The 19,013-nt window shown below is 71.3% G+C and carries 17 protein-coding genes and 1 tRNA gene; 6 read left to right on the top strand and 12 right to left on the bottom strand.

Annotation, left to right across the window (positions count from 1 at the left end; translation table 11 throughout):
• Positions 1-34: 34 nt before the first annotated feature.
• The 3 genes from OG202_RS20890 to OG202_RS20900 are packed head-to-tail and all read right to left on the bottom strand — an operon-like array spanning position 35 to position 3,446.
• Positions 35-931 (bottom strand): SDR family oxidoreductase, encoded by an 897-nt coding sequence (locus tag OG202_RS20890; protein WP_327729282.1) that lies wholly within the window; start codon positions 929-931, stop codon positions 35-37.
• Positions 928-1,875, bottom strand: a complete 948-nt coding sequence (locus OG202_RS20895) for an alpha/beta fold hydrolase (protein WP_327729281.1) — start codon at positions 1,873-1,875, stop codon at positions 928-930. The genes OG202_RS20890 and OG202_RS20895 overlap by 4 nt, the downstream gene beginning before the upstream one ends.
• On the bottom strand, positions 1,872-3,446 hold the full coding sequence (locus OG202_RS20900) for a flavin-containing monooxygenase (protein WP_328223291.1): 1,575 nt from the start codon (positions 3,444-3,446) through the stop codon (positions 1,872-1,874). Before OG202_RS20900 ends, OG202_RS20895 begins: the two co-directional genes overlap by 4 nt.
• Positions 3,447-3,602: 156 nt before the next feature.
• Between OG202_RS20900 and OG202_RS20905 the strand changes: the two genes are divergently transcribed.
• Positions 3,603-4,280, top strand: a complete 678-nt coding sequence (locus OG202_RS20905) for a MerR family transcriptional regulator (protein ID WP_327729279.1) — start codon at positions 3,603-3,605, stop codon at positions 4,278-4,280.
• Between the two features lie 59 nt (positions 4,281-4,339).
• On the opposite strand, the gene OG202_RS20910 is transcribed toward OG202_RS20905, so the two are convergent.
• Positions 4,340-5,134, bottom strand: a complete 795-nt coding sequence (locus OG202_RS20910) for an exodeoxyribonuclease III (RefSeq protein ID WP_326585785.1) — start codon at positions 5,132-5,134, stop codon at positions 4,340-4,342.
• 105 nt (positions 5,135-5,239) lie between these two features.
• On the opposite strand from OG202_RS20910, the gene OG202_RS20915 reads away from it, so the two are divergent.
• The gene (locus OG202_RS20915; RefSeq protein ID WP_327729278.1) at positions 5,240-5,716 is read left to right on the top strand and encodes a GNAT family N-acetyltransferase; all 477 of its coding nucleotides are present in this window, start codon (positions 5,240-5,242) and stop codon (positions 5,714-5,716) included.
• 80 nt (positions 5,717-5,796) lie between these two features.
• Positions 5,797-6,189 carry a hypothetical protein gene (locus OG202_RS20920; protein WP_327729277.1) on the top strand — a complete coding sequence of 131 codons (393 nt, stop codon included), beginning with the start codon at positions 5,797-5,799 and terminating at the stop codon, positions 6,187-6,189.
• Positions 6,190-6,242: 53 nt separating this feature from the next.
• On the opposite strand, the gene OG202_RS20925 is transcribed toward OG202_RS20920, so the two are convergent.
• From OG202_RS20925 to galU, 7 genes are all read right to left on the bottom strand, one after another.
• Positions 6,243-6,316: transfer RNA gene (locus OG202_RS20925), tRNA-Ala, on the bottom strand.
• A gap of 124 nt (positions 6,317-6,440) precedes the next feature.
• On the bottom strand, positions 6,441-7,814 hold the full coding sequence (gene sepX, locus OG202_RS20930; protein WP_327729276.1) for a divisome protein SepX/GlpR: 1,374 nt from the start codon (positions 7,812-7,814) through the stop codon (positions 6,441-6,443).
• 211 nt (positions 7,815-8,025) lie between these two features.
• Positions 8,026-8,649, bottom strand: a complete 624-nt coding sequence (locus OG202_RS20935) for a GNAT family N-acetyltransferase (protein WP_326582167.1) — start codon at positions 8,647-8,649, stop codon at positions 8,026-8,028.
• 26 nt (positions 8,650-8,675) lie between these two features.
• Complete coding sequence (locus tag OG202_RS20940; RefSeq protein ID WP_327729275.1) at positions 8,676-9,206, bottom strand: MogA/MoaB family molybdenum cofactor biosynthesis protein; 531 nt, start codon at positions 9,204-9,206, stop codon at positions 8,676-8,678.
• Entirely contained in the window at positions 9,203-9,685 is a 483-nt protein-coding gene (gene moaC, locus OG202_RS20945; RefSeq protein ID WP_326582165.1) for a cyclic pyranopterin monophosphate synthase MoaC, read from the bottom strand. Before moaC ends, OG202_RS20940 begins: the two co-directional genes overlap by 4 nt.
• An 84-nt stretch (positions 9,686-9,769) precedes the next feature.
• Positions 9,770-11,092 carry a molybdotransferase-like divisome protein Glp gene (glp, locus tag OG202_RS20950; RefSeq protein WP_327729273.1) on the bottom strand — a complete coding sequence of 441 codons (1,323 nt, stop codon included), beginning with the start codon at positions 11,090-11,092 and terminating at the stop codon, positions 9,770-9,772.
• 5 nt (positions 11,093-11,097) lie between these two features.
• Positions 11,098-12,000, bottom strand: a complete 903-nt coding sequence (gene galU / locus OG202_RS20955; RefSeq protein ID WP_326582163.1) for a UTP--glucose-1-phosphate uridylyltransferase GalU — start codon at positions 11,998-12,000, stop codon at positions 11,098-11,100.
• Between the two features lie 94 nt (positions 12,001-12,094).
• On the opposite strand from galU, the gene OG202_RS20960 reads away from it, so the two are divergent.
• On the top strand, positions 12,095-12,709 hold the full coding sequence (locus OG202_RS20960) for a 5-formyltetrahydrofolate cyclo-ligase (protein WP_327729272.1): 615 nt from the start codon (positions 12,095-12,097) through the stop codon (positions 12,707-12,709).
• 74 nt (positions 12,710-12,783) lie between these two features.
• On the opposite strand, the gene OG202_RS20965 is transcribed toward OG202_RS20960, so the two are convergent.
• The gene (locus OG202_RS20965) at positions 12,784-15,570 is read right to left on the bottom strand and encodes a penicillin acylase family protein (RefSeq protein WP_327729270.1); all 2,787 of its coding nucleotides are present in this window, start codon (positions 15,568-15,570) and stop codon (positions 12,784-12,786) included.
• Between the two features lie 249 nt (positions 15,571-15,819).
• On the opposite strand from OG202_RS20965, the gene OG202_RS20970 reads away from it, so the two are divergent.
• Both OG202_RS20970 and OG202_RS20975 read left to right on the top strand, forming a co-directional pair.
• On the top strand, positions 15,820-17,442 hold the full coding sequence (locus OG202_RS20970; protein ID WP_405961017.1) for a potassium/proton antiporter: 1,623 nt from the start codon (positions 15,820-15,822) through the stop codon (positions 17,440-17,442).
• A gap of 288 nt (positions 17,443-17,730) precedes the next feature.
• The gene (locus OG202_RS20975; RefSeq protein WP_327729269.1) at positions 17,731-19,011 is read left to right on the top strand and encodes an MFS transporter; all 1,281 of its coding nucleotides are present in this window, start codon (positions 17,731-17,733) and stop codon (positions 19,009-19,011) included.
• The last annotated feature ends 2 nt before the right edge of the window (positions 19,012-19,013 follow it).

Consider the following 19,013-nt stretch of genomic DNA (forward strand, 5'->3'; position numbering starts at 1 on the left):
GCTCCGTCATCCCCACTCAGCCACCCGCCCGGGATCATCCGCTTTCCGGCGCCCCCACCCCCCGCGTCCGCTCGTCCGCGGCCCCACCGGCCCCCACCAGCCCCTTGGACACCTCACGAAGCCGCGGCTCCATCCGCCGCACCTCCCGGGGCGCGAACGTCCCTATGAGCCCGGGGAGATACCCGCGTACGCCCTGCATCCCCCGCAGCCACCACTGCCCGTACACATGACTGGACCGCCGTTCGATCCCGGCGACGAGCCGGTCCACGGCCGGCCCCAGCGGATACGTCTTGCCGGCCGGCCACGGCAGCCGCTCCCGCAACTCCCGCAGCGCCTCGTCCTTGTCGGCGCCGCGCACCATGTCCGTGTCGGTCCAGGACAGATACCCGACCCCGACGCCCACCCCCTGATGCCCGACCTCAGCACGCAGACAGTGCGCGTACGCCTCGACGCCCGACTTCGACGCGCAGTACGCCGTCATCATCGGCGCCGGAGTGATCGCGGCGAGGGAGGCGATCTGCAGCAGATAGCCCCGGCTCTCGATCAGCGCCGGCAGGAACGCCCGCCCGGTGACCGCCGATCCGACGAGGTTGACCTCGATGACCCGCCGCCAGGAGTCCGGGTCGGAGTCCACGAACGGCCCGCTGTTCGCGACCCCCGCGTTGGCGACGACGATGTCGATCCGCCCGAACCGCTCCTTCACCTCCGCCGCGACCCGCGCCATGGCCTCATGGTCGGTGACGTCGGCGTGCCAGAACTCGCTGTCCCCGTACAGCCGTTCCGACACCCGCTTCAGCTCGTCCGGTTCGAGGCCGACGAGCGCGACCTTCACCCCGCGCACCGAGAGCTTGCGCGCGAGGAGTTCCCCGACGCCCCGCGCGGCCCCGGTGACGACCGCGACCCGCCCCTCCAGGGTGCTGCCGTTGCTCATGCGCCCGCCTCCTCCAACTCGTCCCGCCCGGTCGTCGCGTACCTCGTCGCGTACGTCGTCACGAGCCCGCGTATCCGGGCGGTGACCGCCTCCGGCGCCTCCACCGGCGCCATGTGCCCGACCCCGGTCAGCTCGCTCACGCCCACGCAGTCGGGCAGCGCGGCGGCCAGCGCCCGCGCGTGCACCGGCGGGGTCATCCGGTCCGCCGTGCCCACGACGACGGCCGTCGGCACCGTCAACTCCCGTACCCCGTGGTCGACATCGAGCGAGGCGAGGACATGCGACCAGGCGTGCCGCACCCTGGCCGGGCACGCGTGCACGATCCGCGCACACGCCTCGACCATCACCGGCGACGAACCGGGGCCCATGGTCGCGTACTTGAGGATCCGCCGAGCGACGGGCGTGACCGGCCCGAGCGGCGCCCGCGAGCCGAGGACCTGCCGGGTGAGCCAGGTGCGCACGCGCCCCGGCCGCATCGGCACGACCAGCGACTCGGCGACCAGCTTCGAACTGCCCGTGCTGCACAGCAGGACCGCCGCCGCGTGCTCCCGGAAGCGCGCCCGCCCGGCCGCCGCCATCAGCGTCATCCCGCCCATGGAGTGCCCGGCCAGGACCGCCTTCTCGCCCGGCGCGAGCGTCGCCGCGAGCACCGCCTCCAGATCGTCGGCGAGGGCGTCCGCGCTGCACACGGCGGAGGCGGGACTGCGGCCGTGACCGCGCTGGTCGTAGACGACCACCCGGTGGTCGACGGCGAGGTCCCGGACCTGCGCCGCCCAGTACGCCGTCGAACACGTCCAGCCGTGCACCAGCACCACCGCGGGCGCGTCCTCGGGTCCGTGCACCTCGACGTGCAGCCGCGCCCCGTCGGCGGACACGGCCGCCAACTCTCTTACGGCGACGGGCGGCGCGTAGGGCCCGTGCTTCACATGGGTCAGTCGGGTCACGCTCCGGCCTCCACCTTCGCCGTGTCGCCCTTCCTGGGCGTCTCCTCGTTCTCCGTACCCGGCCGTGCCGGCCGCAGCACCGCGTACTCGCTCAGATCGACCCGTCGGGTCGCGCCCCGGAACTCGGACGTCGTCCCCGGCCAGACGGTCGTGTTACGGCCGTTGGCGTCGAGATACCAGCTGGTGCAGCCGCCGGTGTTCCAGACCGTGCCCTCCATGCGCTTCTGGACCCGCTCGTTCCAGGCGTCCACGGCCGCGGGCCGGGCGTCGAGGGCGGCCCGGCCGCCCAGCACGTCCAACTGCCGTACGAAGTCCGCCATGTAGTTCAGCTGGGACTCGATCATCAGGATCATGCTGGAGTTCCCGAGGCCCGTGTTGGGCCCGATGATCGTCATCCAGTTCGGGAACCCGGCGGCCGACGACCCGCGCAGCGACCGCATCCCGCCGTCCGCCCAGGCCTCGGCGAGGGTCCGGCCGTCGGCGCCCACGACCCGGTCGGCGATGGGCATGTCGGTGACATGGAACCCGGTGCCGAAGACGATCGCGTCGACCTCGGCGGCGGACCCGTCGGCGGCGACGAGCGTGGAGCCGTCGACCTTGGCCAGCCCGGAGGCGACCACGTCGACGTTCGGCTGCGTGAGCGCCGGATAGTAGGTGTTGGACAGCAGGATGCGCTTGCAGCCGATGCGGTAGTCGGGGGTGAGCCGGGCGCGCAGGTCCGGGTCCTTGACGGTCCGGGCCAGGTTCCGCTTCGCCACCCGCTCCACCACGCCCAGCACCTTGGGCCGCTTGGTGAAGGCCTGCACCTGCAGCTCCCGCATGCCCCACAGCAGTCCGCGCCGGGCCTGCGCGGTGAAGGGCAACTGCCGGTGCAGCCACCGCTCGACGCCGCCGATGCCCCGGTCGACCCGCGGCAGCACCCAGGGCGGGGTCCGCTGGAAGAGGGTCAGCCGGCCGACCTCGGGCTGGATCGCCGGCACGATCTGGGCCGCCGAGGCGCCCGTACCGATCATCGCGACCCGCTTGCCGCGCAGGTCGTAGCCGTGGTCCCAGCGGGCGGAGTGGAAGACCTCGCCGGGGAACGAGCCCAGCCCCGGCAGCTCCGCCTCGGTCGGGATCCTCGGATCGGAGAGCGGCCCGGTCGCGGAGACGACGACATCGGCGGACAGCGGCCCGGTCGCGGTCTCGATGTCCCAGCACAACCGCTCCCCGTCCCAGGCCATCCTCATCACCTCGGAGTCGAAGCGAATATGGGACCGCAGCCCGAAGACGTCCGTCACATGCTCCAGATAGGCCCGGATGTGCTCCTGCCCGGAGAAGGCGCGCGGCCACTCATAGTTGGGCGCGAACGAGAACGAGTACAGATGGGACGGCACGTCACAGGCGCACCCCGGGTAGTCGTTGTCCCGCCAGGTGCCGCCGACGGAACCGGCCCGCTCCAGGACGACGAAGTCGGTGATCCCCTCACGCCGCAGCCGCACGGCCGCGCCGAGCCCGCCGAACCCGGACCCGACCACCGCCACCCGTACATGCGGCCCCCGCCGCCCCTGCCCCTGCTGCCGTTCGGCCATCCGGTACCTCCACGCCTCATCGCGTGCGCACACCGCGTTCGCACCTCGTGTCCACGCCAGTAATCACTGGCGCAGTGGGAGCGTAGGGCAGGACCGTACCGATGGGTAGGGGTCGGGCCCTCTGGAGTTACCAGCGGTACGACATAGGCTGCGCGCGTGGCAGAAGACGGCGAGCGACACGAGTACCGCATGGAGGAGCTGGCCGGGAAGGCCGGCATCACCGTCCGCACCCTGCGCTTCTACCGGGAGCGCAAACTGATCCCGCCACCCCGCCGCGAGGGCCGTATCGCCTGGTACGACGACACGCACCTGGCCCGACTGCGCACGATCTCGGCGCTGCTGGAGCGGGGCCACACGCTCAGCGGCATAGCCGAGTTGGCGGAGGCCTTCGACGAGGGCCGCGACGTGGGCGAACTGCTCGGCCTCGGGGCCCCCACCGAGGAGGTCCCGGTCCGCCTCTCCCCCGAGGAACTCGCCGACCACTTCGGCGACCAGGCGACCTCGGAGAACCTCGCCGCCGCCCTCGAACTCGGCTACCTCGCCACCGACGGCGGCGAGATCGTCCACATCAGCCGCCGCCTCCTGGAGGTCTCGGCCGCGCTGGTCCGCGAGGGCGTCCCCCTCGCCGACGTCCTCACCGCCGGCCGCCGCGTACGCGAACACGCCGAAGCCCTCGCCACCCTCTTCACCGACCTGATCCTCACCCAGCCCGGCCGCACCCCCGAGGACCTCAACCGCCTACGCCCCCTGGCGAAGAACGTAGCGGAGGCGGAACTGTCCCTGGCCCTGGACCGGCGGCTGCGGCAGGCCGAAGCGGGCGATCAGGGGCCGTAGCCGGGATCGGCCCCGACGGTCGGCCCCGGCGGTCGGCCCCGGCGGTCGGCCCCGGCGCGTCAGAGGTCGTAAACCGCCGTCACCGGCGCATGGTCCGACCACCGCTCTGCGTGCGTCGCGGCCCGCTCCACGAACCCCTTGACCGCCTTGGCGGCGAGCCCGGCCGTGGCCACCTGATAGTCGATCCGCCATCCTGAATCGTTGTCGAAGGCCCGCCCCCGGTACGACCACCAGGTGTAGGGCCCCTCGACATCGGGATGCAGGGCGCGCACCACATCGACGTACGCCCCGTCACTGGCGTCGAAGACCTGCCCGAGCCAAGCCCGCTCCTCCGGCAGGAACCCGGAGTTCTTCTGGTTCCCCCGCCAGTTCTTGAGGTCGGCCTGCTGGTGGGCGATGTTCCAGTCGCCGCACACGACGACCTCGCGCCCGTCCGCGGCGGACCGCTCCCGGAGCTCCTTCAGATAGGCGAGGAACTCCCCCATGAACCGGACCTTCTCGTCCTGCCGCTCGGTGCCGACCTCACCGGAGGGAAGGTAGAGGCTGGCCACGGTGACGCCGGGCAGGTCGGCCTCGACGTACCGCCCGCTCCCGTCGAACTCGGCCGATCCGAACCCGACCTGGATCCGGTCGGGTTCGCGGCGGCTGTAGAGCGACACGCCCGCGCGCCCCTTGGCGGCGGCCGGGGCGTGCACGACATGCCACCCCTCGGGCTGCCGCACGCCCTCCGGCAGCTGCTCCGGCTCGGCCCGCACCTCCTGCAGACACACCACATCCGCCGAGGTCCCGGCGAGCCACTCCACGAAACCCTTCTTCGCGGCGGCCCGCAGCCCGTTCACATTCACAGAGGTCACAGTCAGCACCCGGGCACGATACCCGCACCCAGGACGGCGTCCAGATCCCGACGAAGATCACACCTGACCGCAGCCCGCCTCTTGCATAGATGTACGATGCAGCACATGATTATCCGCCGCGTGTCCTTCGACCACCCCGACGCCGTCAAGCTGAACGACGAGGTCCAGGCCGAGTACAGCGTCCGCTACGGCGACGACGGCGACGCCACCCCCATGGACCCGGCGCACTTCGAAGCGCCGGCCGGGCTGTACCTGATCGCCTACGACGAGCACGGCAGAGCCGTCGCCACGGGTGGCTGGCGCAGCCAGGACACCAACGACGAGGGTTACCAGGACGGGGACGCCGAGATCAAGCGGATGTACGTCACCCCCGAGGCCCGCGGCCTGGGCCTGGCCCGCCGCATACTCGCCGACCTGGAGTCCGACGCCCGCGCCGGCGGCCGCACCCGCATGGTCCTCGAAACCGGCGCCAAGCAGCCCGAGGCCGTGGCCCTCTACACCTCCAGCGGCTACGAGCCCTGCGCGAAGTTCGGCTACTACCGATTCCACGATCTGAGCCTGTGCTTCGCGAAGCCCCTCTGACCGTGCCCTCCGTGCCCACCGCGCCCTGGGGCCCGTAAATCCCGGTGCCCGCATCGGCGTTGGCTGCCTACGGTGTCCCCGTGACGAAGAACAACCGCCTCCGCCGTCTCGTCGTGGGCGACACCACCTGGCACTGGACGGTCCGCCAACTCCCCCACCGTGTGGCCCACGAGCACTGCCGCCTCAAGCTGTCCCTCTACCCGGAGGGCCCCCGGCGCCGCCGCCTGGTCCTGCTCTTCGGCCCGTCCGAGGACCGCGTCGTCTCGAACTGCTACTTCGACTCCGGCGCCCTGGTCCGCCGTTCCGACCACGCCTACCTCAACCTCCACGAGCCCGGCACGGTCCGCCGCCTCCTGGACGCCGCCGCCCCGAACCTGGACCTCCACCCGTCGGCCCAGACGGTCGAGGTGGACGGCTGGCCGTACTTCGACGCGATCACCGAACCGGCAACAGGCGCCGCCACCCCGTCCTGACAACACGTCAGAGCCCCCAGCGGTGATCACCACTGGGGGCTCTGATCTGTGCGTGGACCTGTGGGGATTTGAACCCCAGACCCCCTCGATGCGAACGAGGTGCGCTACCAGACTGCGCCACAGGCCCTTGCAACGAGTGAAACTCTAGCATCCCCATCGCGGTGCTTGGAAATCCGTTCCCGGGGGGCCGCCGAGCGGCTCGCGGCCGGCTCGTGGCTGGTCAGCGGAGTGGGAGATCCAGGGGGCGCGCGTCACTCGTTGGCCGCGCGCGGACGGTCGCCGTCCTCGTACTGGTCGAAGAGCGGCGTGCGCCCCCGCTCGCGGGAGCGGCGTGCGGACGCGGCGCGGCGGGCGTCGGAACGGCCGCCGTCGGGTGCGTCGGCCCCGTCACCGGAGCCGGCGTCGTCCGCCGGCTCCTCGCCGCCGCGCTCCCCCTCCTGCTCCCGCCCAGGGGCGGGCGCGGAGTTCGAGGGGGCACCCGGCGAGCCGTGCGGGTCGGCCGCGCTGGAGCGCGCGGAGCTCCACGCGTCCGGGGCGTTGAGGTCGACCCCGGAGGTGGCCCGGGGTGCGACCGGCGCGGTGACGTACGTCGGGAGCGGGACGGGGACCGGGTCCCAGCTGTCGCCCTGGCCGGGCCGCCGCTGGCGCTCACGCTGCTGGTCCACCCACTCGGCGTGGTCGGTCTGCTCGACGAGGGCTCGGCGGTCGGCCGCGAGCGCGGTCAGTTCGGCCCGGCCCTCCTCGTTCTCCGGTCCGTCCTCCGGCTCGTCGGTGTCCACCGGGTCCGGCGCCGGGCGCCGCCGCTGGGGCTGCCGCTCCCGCAGCCGCTGCGCCGCCACCTCGGCCTGCCGCCGGTCCATCGTGTACGCGAACCGCTTCAGCTCCTGGCGGCGCAGATGCGCGATGTACGTGCTCAACAGCACCGCCGGTACGGCCGGCGCCCACAGGAAGGCGAGTCCGCCGACCGCCGCGACGACCGCGCCGAGCGTGAAGGCGAGGAAGAGCATCACCGTCGTACGCCGCCGGCGCGCGAGCACCTTCGAGCGCTGGGCCCGCGCCTTGGCCTCCGCCGAGTCGCCCCGGCGTGCGCCCGCCGTCTGCCGGTCCGGACGCTTCACCCGGGCGGGCGCGGGCACATGGGCCGCCCCCGGCTTCGCCGACGGCCCACCGCCCTGCTGGGGCACCGCCTTCGCCTGTGCCGGTGCGTGCGCTTGTGCGTTCGCCTGTGCTTGTGCGTTCGCCTGTGCCTGTGCCTGTGCCTGTGCCTGTGAAGCCGGTTTCGCCGACTGCTGCTGCGCGTGCTGCGGCGACTCACCCCGCTCCACCGGCAGTTGCGCCTTCGTGTGCTCCCGGCGCGGAGGCATGGCGAAGGCCCGGACGTCCACCGAGTCGGTGACGCCGTCCGGATCGGCGCTGGGCTCCCCCTCTTCGGTGGAGCGCGCCCGCAGGTCCTTGGCGTATCGGCGCTCCATCCCCGCCCGGCCGGAAAGCAGCCGGATGGCGGTGCTGAAGCGTTCCGTCGGACGGGCTTCGTTCAGCTCGTCCTGCCTACGGAGCCACATCGGCACCAAGTAGGCGGCCCAGGCCCCGACGATGACTGCGTAGATGAGGCCGCTGCTGCTCACGACTCACACGGTAGAGGGGTTTGCGTGAGGCCATCCGCCAATTGAGCCGGTGTGTCGCACGATCTGGCTGATATTTCGAGCTTTTTTTGTGACCGATCCGATCAGCAGGTCACCGAGACCGCGAAATTAACGTGCCGAGAACGTCCTCGACTCGTTCAAGCCGATCGCATCCGGTCGCCGTTCGTACATTTCCTTCGAACATGCATTTCATTTATTGGGACTGTCCGGGCTTGCCCGCGTCGGAGCCCGCGTTCCGCGCCCGTTCCCGCCGCCAGCGGGCGAGCAGCCCCTCGGGGACCTCTTCGGCGGTGAGCGCGAAGACGAGATGGTCGCGCCAGGCGCCGTCGATGTGAAGATATCGTGGACGAAGGCCTTCCTCGCGGAATCCGAGTTTCTCCACGACCCGTCGGCTGGGCCGATTCTCGGGGCGAATACAGACCTCGATGCGGTGCAGTCCGACGGTCCGGAAGCAGTGGTCCACGGCGAGCGCGACCGCCGTGGGCATCACGCCCCGCCCGGCGACCGACTCGTCGACCCAGTAGCCGACATGACCGGAGCACATGGAGCCCCAGGTGATCCCGGCGACCGTCAACTGCCCGACCAGCCGCCCCTGGTACTCGATCACGAACGGCAGCATCCGGCCGGCGTTCGCCTCCGCCCGCAGATGGCGGACCATCTGACGGTACGTCGGCCGGTGCGCGATGGGCCCGCTGGGAGTGGGCGGCGGAATGGTCGCCTCCCAGGGCCGCAGCCAGTCCCGGTTGCGGCGGTTGACCTCCCGCCAGTCCCGCTGGTCGCGCATCCTTATGGGCCGGAGGACGATCTCGCCGTCCACCAGCGCTACGGGCCAGGATGGGCTGTTCAGCTCGCACCCCCGTGACCGGGTCTGGAGTGGTCCCCGCCGCGGATCTGGTCGACGGCGTGGGTCAGCAGGGGTTCCAGTACGGCCAGGCCGTCCCGGACGCCCCCGGTCGAGCCCGGCAGGTTGACGATCAGCGTCCGGCCCGCGACTCCGGCGAGGCCCCGGGAGAGCGCCGCCGTCGGCACCTTGTCCCGGCCGTACGCCCTGATCGCCTCGGGGATGCCCGGCACCTCGTGATCGAGGACCGCGCGGGTGGCCTCGGGGGTGCGGTCCGTGGGCGAGATACCCGTACCGCCGGTCGTCACGATCACGTCGTACCCGGCGTCGACACCCGCCCGCAGCGCGGCCTCCACGGGGTCGCCGTCGGGCACGACCTGGGGGCCCTCGACGGTGAAGCCGAAGCCCGTGAGCCGCTCGGCGATCAAGGGCCCGCCCCGGTCCTCGTAGATCCCGGCGGCGGCCCGGTTGGAGGCGGTCACGACGAGCGCGCGGTACGACGCGGTGCGGGCGTCCCCGGTGGGCGCCGTCATGCCCGGCTCCAGTCGCCCGACTTGCCGCCCGTCTTCTCCTCGACGCGTACGTCCGTGATGACCGCGCCCTTGTCGACCGCCTTGACCATGTCGATCACGGTGAGGGCGGCGACGGAGACCGCCGTGAGCGCCTCCATCTCGACGCCCGTACGGTCCGTGGTCTTCACGGTGGCGAGGATCTCGACGGCGTCGTCCGCGACCGACAGGTCGACCTTGACGCCCGACACTGACAGGGGGTGGCAGAGCGGGATGAGGTCGGGGGTGCGCTTGGCACCCATGATCCCGGCGATGCGCGCGGTGGCGAGGGCGTCGCCCTTGGGCACCCCCTCACCGCGCAGCAGTTCGACCACCTGGGGCGAGACCAGGACCCGGCCGCTGGCGCGGGCGGTGCGCGCGGTCACGTCCTTCCCGGAGACGTCGACCATGCGGGCGGCGCCCGCCTCGTCGATGTGGGTCAGTCGGTCCTGCGGCGTACTCATGGTGGTGTGGCGCTCCCGATCGGGGCCCGTCGCGGTGCGGCGCGCGGTCTGTTGTGCGCGACACGGTACGCCACCCTCGATGGTTCAGCCGAGCAGGACGACCTGGACCTCCGTACCGGGCTCGACCGACTCGGCGTCCTCGGGGATCACGATCAGCGCGTCGGCTTGTGCGAGGGCCGCCACGAGGTGCGATCCGGCGCCCCCGACGGGCGTCACCTCGCCGTCGGCGTACGTCCCGCGCAGGTACTGCCGACGGCCCGCGGGCGAGGTCAGGGCCTTGGGCGCCCGGAGGGTCGCCGTGGCCGTCGGCCGGTGGACGTCGTCGAGGCCCATCAGGGTGCGGATGGCGGGCCGGACGAACAGCTCGAAGGAGACGTACGACGAGACCGGGTTGCCCGGGAGGGCGAGGAGCGGGGTGTGGTCGGGGCCGATGGTGCCGAAGCCCTGGGGCTTGCCGGGCTGCATGGCGAGCTTGCGGAAGTCGATGCCGGCACCCTCCTCGTCCTCGTCGCCGACGGACTCCAGGGCCTCCTTGACCACGTCGTACGCGCCCACGCTGACCCCGCCGGTGGTGACCACCAGGTCGGCGCGCACGAGCTGGTCCTCGATGGTGGAGCGGAGCGTCTCGGCGTCGTCGGTGACGGCACCGACGCGGTAGGCGATGGCGCCCGCGTCCCGGGCGGCGGCGGTGAGGGCGAAGCTGTTGGAGTCGTAGATCTGGCCGGTGGCCAGCGTGTCGCCCGGCGGGATCAGTTCGCTGCCGGTGGAGAGCACCACCACGCGCGGGCGCGGGTGTACGCGTACGGTGGCGCGGCCGATGGCGGCGAGGAGGCCGAGCTGCGGCGGGCCGAGGACCGTGCCCGCGGCGAGGGCGCGGTCGCCGGCGCGGACGTCGCTGCCCTCGGCGCGCACATGCGCGCGTGCCTCGGCTGCGCGGTGCACGGCGACCTGGCCGGTGGCTCCCTCGGGGCTCGCGCTGCGGGCGCGCATCCCGGAGACGGGTCCCTCGCCGAGGCCGCCGTCGGTCCACTCCACCGGGACGACCGCTTCCGCGCCGGGCGGCAGGGGGGCGCCGGTCATGATGCGGGCGGCCTCGCCGGGTCCCACCCGGGGCGGCTCGGCCTGGCCCGCCGCGATGTCCCCGATCACCGTGAGCACGGCCGGGAACTCCTCGCTCGCGCCCGCGACGTCCGTGACGCGCACCGCGTACCCGTCCATCGAGCTGTTGTCGAACGGCGGCAGTGAGACCGGCACCGTGACGTCCTCGACCAGGACGCAGCCCTGGGCGTCGAGGAGTTGCAGCTCGATGGGTTCCAGGGGGCGGACGGTGGCGAGGATGTCCTCCAGGTGCTCGGTCACCGACCAGAGGTGGCCCGGTCCGGTGGTGCGGGTCGCGGCGGTGCTCAATGTGGCTACATCTCCTCGGCTACGTAACTGCGAAGCCAGGTCCGGAAGTCCGGTCCCAGGTCTTCACGTTCGCATGCGAGTCTGACAATGGCACGCAGGTAGTCGCCACGGTCCCCGGTGTCATAGCGGCGGCCCTTGAAGACGACGCCGTGCACGGGGCCGCCGACCTTCTCGTCCACGGCGAGCTGCTGGAGGGCGTCGGTGAGCTGGATCTCGCCGCCGCGGCCCGGCTCGGTCCGGCGCAGGACGTCGAAGATCTGCGGGGCGAGGACGTAGCGGCCGATGATCGCGTAGTTCGACGGGGCGTCGGCCGGGTCCGGCTTCTCGACCATGCCCGTGACCTTGACGACATCGCCGTCCTCGGTGGCCTCCACGGCCGCGCAGCCGTAGAGGTGGATCTGCTCCGGCGCGACCTCCATGAGGGCGATGACGCTGCCGCCGTGGTGCTCCTGGACCTCGACCATGCGCTTCAGGAGCGGGTCGCGGGGGTCGATCAGGTCGTCGCCGAGGAGGACGGCGAAGGGCTCGTCACCCACGTGCGGGGCGGCGCACAGGACGGCGTGGCCGAGGCCCCTGGGGTCGCCCTGGCGGACGTAGTGCATGGTCGCGAGGTCGCTGGACTCCTGGACCTTGGCGAGCCGGTGGGCGTCGCCCTTCTTCTGGAGGGCGGACTCCAGCTCGTAGTTGCGGTCGAAGTGGTCCTCGAGGGGGCGCTTGTTCCGGCCGGTGATCATCAGGACGTCGTCGAGCCCCGCCGACGCGGCCTCTTCGACCACGTACTGGATCGCCGGCTTGTCCACGACCGGCAGCATCTCCTTGGGAGTCGCTTTCGTCGCGGGCAGGAACCGGGTGCCCAGACCCGCCGCGGGGATGACAGCCTTGCTGATCCTGGGGTTCGCCTCACTCATGGCCGCAACCCTAACGGGTGCCTTTGTGAGGAATCTGTGGCTCCGATGAATTCGCTCTCATATAAGCCGATTACGAACAAAACTGGAGCGACCGATGAGCCGGATGGGACCTGAACCGGAGCTTTCCAAGCGAATGTTGCGTCGAGAGCTCCTCCTGGTGAGGAACGGGTTGACTCCGGATGACGTCCGGAAAACGACGGACGCCCTTGCGGGCCGGGCGCTCGATCTGCCCGAACTGGCGCGGGCGCGCACGGTCGCGGCGTACGTCTCCGTGGGGAGCGAGCCGGGCACCCTCGCGCTCCTCGACGCACTCCGCGCCCGGGGCGTGCGCGTCCTGCTCCCGGTCCTGCTGCCCGACAACGACCTCGACTGGGGCGTCTACGTGGGAGAGGCCTCCCTCGCGCGCGTGCGGCACGGCGGCCGGATGGCGCTCCTGGAGCCGGCGGGCGACCGGTTCGGCCCCGACGCCGTGACCTCCGCCGAGGTCGTCCTGCTCCCGGGCCTGGCCGTCGACGGGCGCGGGATGCGCCTGGGGAGGGGCGGCGGCTCGTACGACCGCGTCCTGGCCCGCCTGGACCGCGCGGGCACCGACCCGGCGCTGGTGGTGCTCCTGTACGACACGGAGGTCGTGGACCGTGTCCCGGAAGAACCGCACGACCGCCCGGTCCACGCGGTGGTGACGCCTTCGGGGGTACGCCGCTTCCGGTGATCCGGACGCGAAAGCGGCCTCCACGCGTGCGTGGAGGCCGCTTTCCTGTTCAGGCGGGCGTCTTCAGGCGGGCGTCACGGTTTCAGCAGCAGCGTGTCGCTCGTGGCGGCTTCGACCGCCTTGTCCGAGAACGACCACGTCAGCAGCTCGCCCTTGACCCACTTGTCGGTCTGGTCGGTGTAGTGCGCGTTGTACGCGTGCCCGGAGGCGCCGGTGAGGTTGATCCACTTGGACTTGTCGAGGTCCCCGAGGTTCACCACCATGCGCATCGAGGGCACCCAGACGACCTCGTAGCCGCCCGCCGCGTTCCAGCCGGTGGCGTTGACCGTGGCCTCACCGCCGCCGAGCTTCCAGGGGCCACGGTTGAGCATGTACTGGAGGAAACCGGGGCCCTCGGTGCCGAGGGTCTGGTTCTTCAGGAACAGGCGGTGCAGCCGGCCCCAGTTCCAGCTGTCGATGTCCTTGCCGAGCTTGGCGGTCAGCTCCCAGCGGGCGTCGCGCATGGCCCGCTTGAACAGCTCGTCACGGGTGTCGACGGCGACCTGGGTGCGGGTCTTCGGCGTGGACCACCAGGCGTTGTCCTGGTCGTCGATGATCCGGCGGACCACCTCGAACCAGCGGTCGCCGCCGTCCGGCTGCGCCTGGTCCGCGTCCCGCTTGCCGCACTCGCGCACCCGCTGGTCCTCGTCCGCGGGGCCCGTGGAGTTGACCGGCTCGACCGACAGGCACTGGCCCTCGACGCGCAGCTCCTTGGGCAGCTTGTCGCCGAAGGCGAGCTTGAGGATGTTGCGCCAGACCGAGTTGAAGTACGCGGCGGCGGCCGAGTCGGCGTCCTGGGTGTAGTCCCAGCCCTCCAGGAGCTTCTGCGCCTCGCGGACGTTCTTGTCGTTGACGTCGATCTTGAGCAGCAGCGGCACCAGCAGCTTGGCGATCTCGCTGCTGTTGTCCATCTGCATCTGCCGCATGTCGTCGGTGGAGATCTTGCCGCCACCCTTGATCTTCGACTCGATGAGGCTGGTGATCCGCTGCGCGCGCGTGCCGTAGCCCCAGTCCGCGGTGAGCGTGTACGGGTACTTCTCGTCGACGACGGCCTGGTTCGCGGTGACGATGTAGCCGCGCTCCGGGTTGTACTCGTACGGCAGTTCGTCCTGGTCGATGTAGCCGTTCCAGCGGTACCTGGTGTCCCAGCCCGGCGCGGGCAGCGAGCCGTCGCCCTTGCCCCGGGTGGGGATCTTGCCGGGCAGCTGGTAGCCGATGTTGCCCTCGGTGTCGGCGTAGATCAGGTTCTGCGAGGGGACGTCGAACAGGGCGGCGGCCTCACGGAAGCCGTCCCAGTCCTTGGCCTTGTTCATGGCGAAGACGGCGTCCATGGAGGTGCCGGGGTCGAGCGCGGTCCAGCGCAGGGCGATGGCGTAGCCGTCGCCGCGGTCGGGGGCGTCCTGGTCGACCGTGGCCTTCTTGCCGACCTGGACGAGTTCGTCGTTGCGGTCGGACAGCAGGGGGCCGTTGTTGGTGGTGCGGACGACGATCTTCTTGGACGTGCCGCCAGCGACCTCGATGGTCTCCTCGCGGGTGTCGAACGGCAGGACCTTGGAGCCGTACTGGTAGCCGTCGCCGGTGAGCTTCTCCAGGTAGAGGTCGGTGACGTCGGCGCCGGAGTTGGTCATGCCCCAGGCGATGTCGGCGTTGTGTCCTATGACCACGCCGGGCATGCCCGAGAAGGTGTAGCCGGCGACGTCGTACTGGCACTTCGCGGAGACGGACTTGCAGTGCAGGCCCATCTGGTACCAGACCGACGGCAGCGCCGCCGACAGGTGCGGGTCGTTGGCGAGCAGCGGCTTGCCGGTGATGGTGTGGTCGCCGGAGACGACCCAGGAGTTGGAGCCGATGCCGTTGCCGTTCACGCCGACGGCCTCGGGCAGGTCCTCCAGGACGTTGTAGAGGCCGTCCAGCTGGGTCTGGAGGGCCCCGGAGTCCGTGGACGTTCCGGCGGTGCCCGTGTCCGTTCCCGTGCCGCCGGTGCCCGTTCCGGTGCCCTGCGTGGAGCCGTCGGTGCTCTGCGTCGACCCGGACCCGTCCGACCAGGTCTGGGTCAGCTCGTCGTACTGGCCCTCCTGCACGATGGTCTTGTTGCGGTCGTACGGGTACTGCGGGTACAGGTCGGCGATCTGCTTGGGGCCGAGGCGGCTGGTCATCAGGGCGCGGTCGATCTCGTCCTGCATGTTGCCGCGCAGGTCCCACGCCATCGCCTTCAGCCAGGCGACCGAGTCGACCGGGGTCCACTCCTCGGGCTTGTAGTCGTTGGAGAAGCCGAGGGCCGCGTACTCCAGGGAGATCTCCTCGCCGTCCTTGCCGGCGAGGTAGGCGTTGACTCCCTTGGCGTACGCGTCGAGGTACTTCTTCGTCTCGGCCGAGAGCGTCTTCTCGTACTCCTCCTCGGCGGTCCGGTGCCAGCCGAGGGTGCGCAGGAACTCGTCGTTGTCGACCTGGCTCTCGCCGAACATCTCCGAGAGGCGGCCGGCCGTCATGTGGCGGCGCACGTCCATCTCGTAGAACCGGTCCTGCGCCTGGACGTAGCCCTGTGCCATGAACAGGTCCTCGTCGGAGGAGGCGTAGATCTGCGGGATCCCCTGGCCGTCGCGCTTGACGTCGACCGGTCCCGACAGACCGTCCAGGGTTATCGACCCCTTGGTCTGCGGGAAGGAGGCGCGCACGGTGGAGACGGACCAGAACGCCCCGTAGCCGACGCCACCGATGATGGCCAGGACCAGGACGATCAGGAGAAGGCGGACTTTGCGTCCCTTCTTCCTGCCGGACTTGCCGGACTGCTGGCCGGAGGAGGCGGGGTTGTCGGTGGGCATCGCTGTCCTTGCTGTCCTAACACGAGCGGCAGGTCGGGCTGTGCTTTGTACTGAACGCTGGAGCAACCATAGGCGCAGGGCCCGACGCGACTTGACGCGGAGTCGGGAACTGGCGCGGACGACTGTTCGATCTTGCCCTCGGAAGCGTCAAGAAATCGTCAAGAGTTAGGTAAGGTAACGAAGTACTTGCACTGGCGTAACCGCAACCGCACGGTTTCCGTGATCGGCTTCGCATGCCCACACGCGCGCGTGCCCACCTCCAGTGCTCGGCATCGCCCACACTCGGAACCACGTGCGGTTCGGCGAGAAAGGTTCGGCCCTCTGACTGTCCACGACCTCAACCAGCTCCTGCTCGTCTGCTCTCTCGTCCTGTTGGTCGCGGTCGCCGCGGTCCGGATCTCGTCGCGCAGCGGGCTCCCCAGCCTGCTCGTCTACCTGGGCATCGGCATCGCCATGGGCCAGGACGGCATCGGCGACATCCACTTCAACAACGCCGAACTGACCCAGGTCATCGGCTACGCGGCCCTCGTCGTGATCCTGGCGGAGGGTGGCCTCGGCACGAAGTGGAAGGAGATCAAGCCGGCCCTGCCGGCCGCCGGCTCGCTGGCGCTGGTCGGAGTCGCGGTGAGCGTCGGCGTCACGGCCGCGGGCGCGCACTATCTGATCGGGCTGGAGTGGCGGCAGTCACTCATCATCGGCGCGGTGGTGTCGTCCACGGACGCGGCGGCCGTCTTCTCAGTGCTGCGCAAGATCCCCCTCCCCGCGCGCGTGACGGGCACCCTGGAGGCCGAGTCCGGCTTCAACGACGCCCCCGTCGTCATCCTCGTCGCCGCCCTCTCCATGGCCGGACCGGTCGAACACTGGTACGTCCTGATCGGCGAGATAGCGCTGGAACTGGCGATCGGCGCCGCCATCGGGCTCGCCGTGGGCTGGCTGGGGGCCTGGGCCCTGAGGCACGTGGCGCTGCCCGCGTCCGGCCTCTACCCGATCGCCGTCATGGCCATCGCCGTCACCTCCTACGCGGCCGGCGCCCTGGCCCACGGAAGCGGCTTCCTCGCCGTCTACCTGGCCTCCGTGGTCCTCGGCAACGCCAAGCTGCCGCACTGGCCGGCCACGCGGGGCTTCGCCGAGGGGGTCGGCTGGATCGCCCAGATCGGCATGTTCGTCCTGCTCGGACTGCTGGTCACCCCGCACGAGATGGGCGACGACATCTGGCCCGCGCTCGTCATCGGCCTGGTGCTGACCATGGTGGCGCGGCCGCTGAGCGTCGTCGTCGCGCTGACGCCGTTCCGGGTGCCGTGGCGGGAGCAGACGCTGCTGTCGTGGGCCGGGCTGCGCGGGGCGGTGCCCATCATCCTGGCGACGATCCCCATGGTGAGCGGGATCGAGGGCAGCCGCCGGATCTTCAACATCGTCTTCGTGCTGGTCGTGGTCTACACCCTCGTCCAGGGGCCGACGCTGCCCTGGCTGGCCCGCAAACTGCGTCTGGGCGGCTCCGGCGACGAGGCCGCCGACCTCGGCATCGAATCGGCGCCCCTGGAGCGGCTGCGCGGCCACCTGCTGTCCGTCGACATCCCCGAGAAGTCCCGTATGCACGGCGTCGAGGTCCACGAGCTCCGGCTCCCAGCGGGCGCCGCCGTCACCCTCGTCGTCCGCGACGGCACCTCCTTCGTGCCGCTGCCGACCACGGTGCTGCGACGCGGCGACGAACTGCTCGTCGTCGCCACCGACCCCGTACGGGACCAGGCGGAGCGCCGCCTCAGGGCCGTCGGCCAGGGCGGCAAGCTGGCCGACTGGCTGGGGACGGGGAACGGGAACACGACGAACGGGAACACGGGGAACAGGAAGGGCAAGGGCGGGACGGGGCGCTGAGGATCTCCGGAGAAGGTGGTTAAGAGCAGGTTTCACACTGTTCACACCCTCTGGAATCGGGGGTGCGGTCGCCCATGGTGCTCATTTTCACAGGTGACCCGACCGATTCCCCTGTACGATGAAGGCGCACTTGATCGGACCAACTCTGTCTGACGCAGAGCTGGCGCGACCGTATGGCGGCCGAGACACCCCCTCCGCGTGGGCCCGGCATCTACCGCAGTAGCGCAAGAGGACAGCTCTCGGCGCCCCCCGCACGGGCGCGCTACCAGGCGGCGGAAAGGCACGGCCGTGGCATCCACGGTCACCTCGAACACCTCGAAGACGTCCCGCCCGGGCTACGGGCAGCTGCTGCGCACCCGTGGCGCGTGGACGTTCCTCCTGCCCGGCTTCGCGGCCCGCCAGCCGTTCGCGATGCTGACCATCTCCATCGTGCTGCTGGTCCAGCACACCACCGGCTCGTACGGGGCGGCCGGCGCGGTCGCCGCCGTGACCGGTGTCTCCATGGCGCTGTTCGCCCCCTGCACGGGCCGTCTCGCCGACCGTCACGGTCAGCGGGCCGTCCTGATCCCCGGCATCCTCGTCCACGGGGCGGCGGGCCTCTCCCTGACGGCACTGGCACTGATGGACGCCCCCGTGTGGGCGCTCTTCGCCGCCGCCGTGCCCACGGGCGCCTCGGTGCCGCAGATCGGCCCCATGGTGCGGGCCCGCTGGGGCGTCAAGCTCCAGGACTCGCCCCTGACGAGCACCGCGGCCGCCTTCGAGTCGGTCACCGACGAGCTGACCTTCGTGCTCGGCCCGCTGGTCGCGACCGCGCTCTGCACCGCCGTGCACCCGGCCGCCGGCCTGCTCACCGAGGCCGGGCTCACCCTGATCGGCGGTCTGCTGTTCGCCGCGCAGCGCGGCACCCAGCCCAAGGTCGTCCCCGTGGCGCACGCGCGCGTGGAGCGTGTCTCCGCCCTGTCCGTCCCCGGGGTGCGCGTCCTGATCGTCACCTTCCTCGGCATCGGCTCCGTCTTCGGCGGCATGCAGGTCTCGCTCGCCGCCTTCTCCGAGTCGATCGGCGAGCCGGGACTGAACGGAGTCCTGTACGGCGTCTTCGCCGCCGGCAACATGCTCTCCGGCATCGTCTGCGGCACCCTCGCGTGGAAGGTGTCCCCTCGGCGGCGCCTGATCGTCGGCTACACGGCCCTCGCGCTGGCGACCGCCGCCCTGTGGACCGCCGACTCCGTGCTCGTCCTCGCCGTGCTCGGCCTGCTGGTCGGCATGTGCATCGCCCCGGCCCTGATCACCGGCTACACGCTGGTGGACTCCCTGGTCCCCTCCGGTGCCCGCACCGAGGCCTTCACCTGGCTGACCGGCGCGGTCGCGCTCGGCCAGGCGGCGGCCGTCACGGCCGCCGGACAACTGGAGGACCGGCTGTGGACCGGCGCCGGATTCCTGGTGCCGGCGGCCGGTACGGCACTGGCCCTGGCGACCCTGTTGGCCCTGCGTACGCGGCTGGTGGGCACCCCCCGGAGCCGTACCGTCGCGCGTGTCGTCGGTCACCGAGTGCCGGTGACAGTGGACTGATC

This window comes from Streptomyces sp. NBC_00310 (assembly GCF_036208085.1).
Taxonomy (GTDB): domain Bacteria; phylum Actinomycetota; class Actinomycetes; order Streptomycetales; family Streptomycetaceae; genus Streptomyces.

Excerpts from the sequence above, each read along its gene's own strand:
- OG202_RS20960 (WP_327729272.1), top strand. The coding sequence starts at position 12,095 with ATGAGCCGGATGGGACCTGAACCGGAGCTTTCCAAGCGAATGTTGCGT.
- OG202_RS20915 (WP_327729278.1), top strand. The coding sequence starts at position 5,240 with ATGATTATCCGCCGCGTGTCCTTCGACCACCCCGACGCCGTCAAGCTG.
- moaC (WP_326582165.1), bottom strand. The coding sequence starts at position 9,685 with ATGAGTACGCCGCAGGACCGACTGACCCACATCGACGAGGCGGGCGCC.
- galU (WP_326582163.1), bottom strand. The coding sequence starts at position 12,000 with ATGAGTGAGGCGAACCCCAGGATCAGCAAGGCTGTCATCCCCGCGGCG.
- OG202_RS20965 (WP_327729270.1), bottom strand. The coding sequence starts at position 15,570 with ATGCCCACCGACAACCCCGCCTCCTCCGGCCAGCAGTCCGGCAAGTCC.
- OG202_RS20940 (WP_327729275.1), bottom strand. The coding sequence starts at position 9,206 with ATGACGGCGCCCACCGGGGACGCCCGCACCGCGTCGTACCGCGCGCTC.
- OG202_RS20900 (WP_328223291.1), bottom strand. The coding sequence starts at position 3,446 with ATGGCCGAACGGCAGCAGGGGCAGGGGCGGCGGGGGCCGCATGTACGG.
- OG202_RS20890 (WP_327729282.1), bottom strand. The coding sequence starts at position 931 with ATGAGCAACGGCAGCACCCTGGAGGGGCGGGTCGCGGTCGTCACCGGG.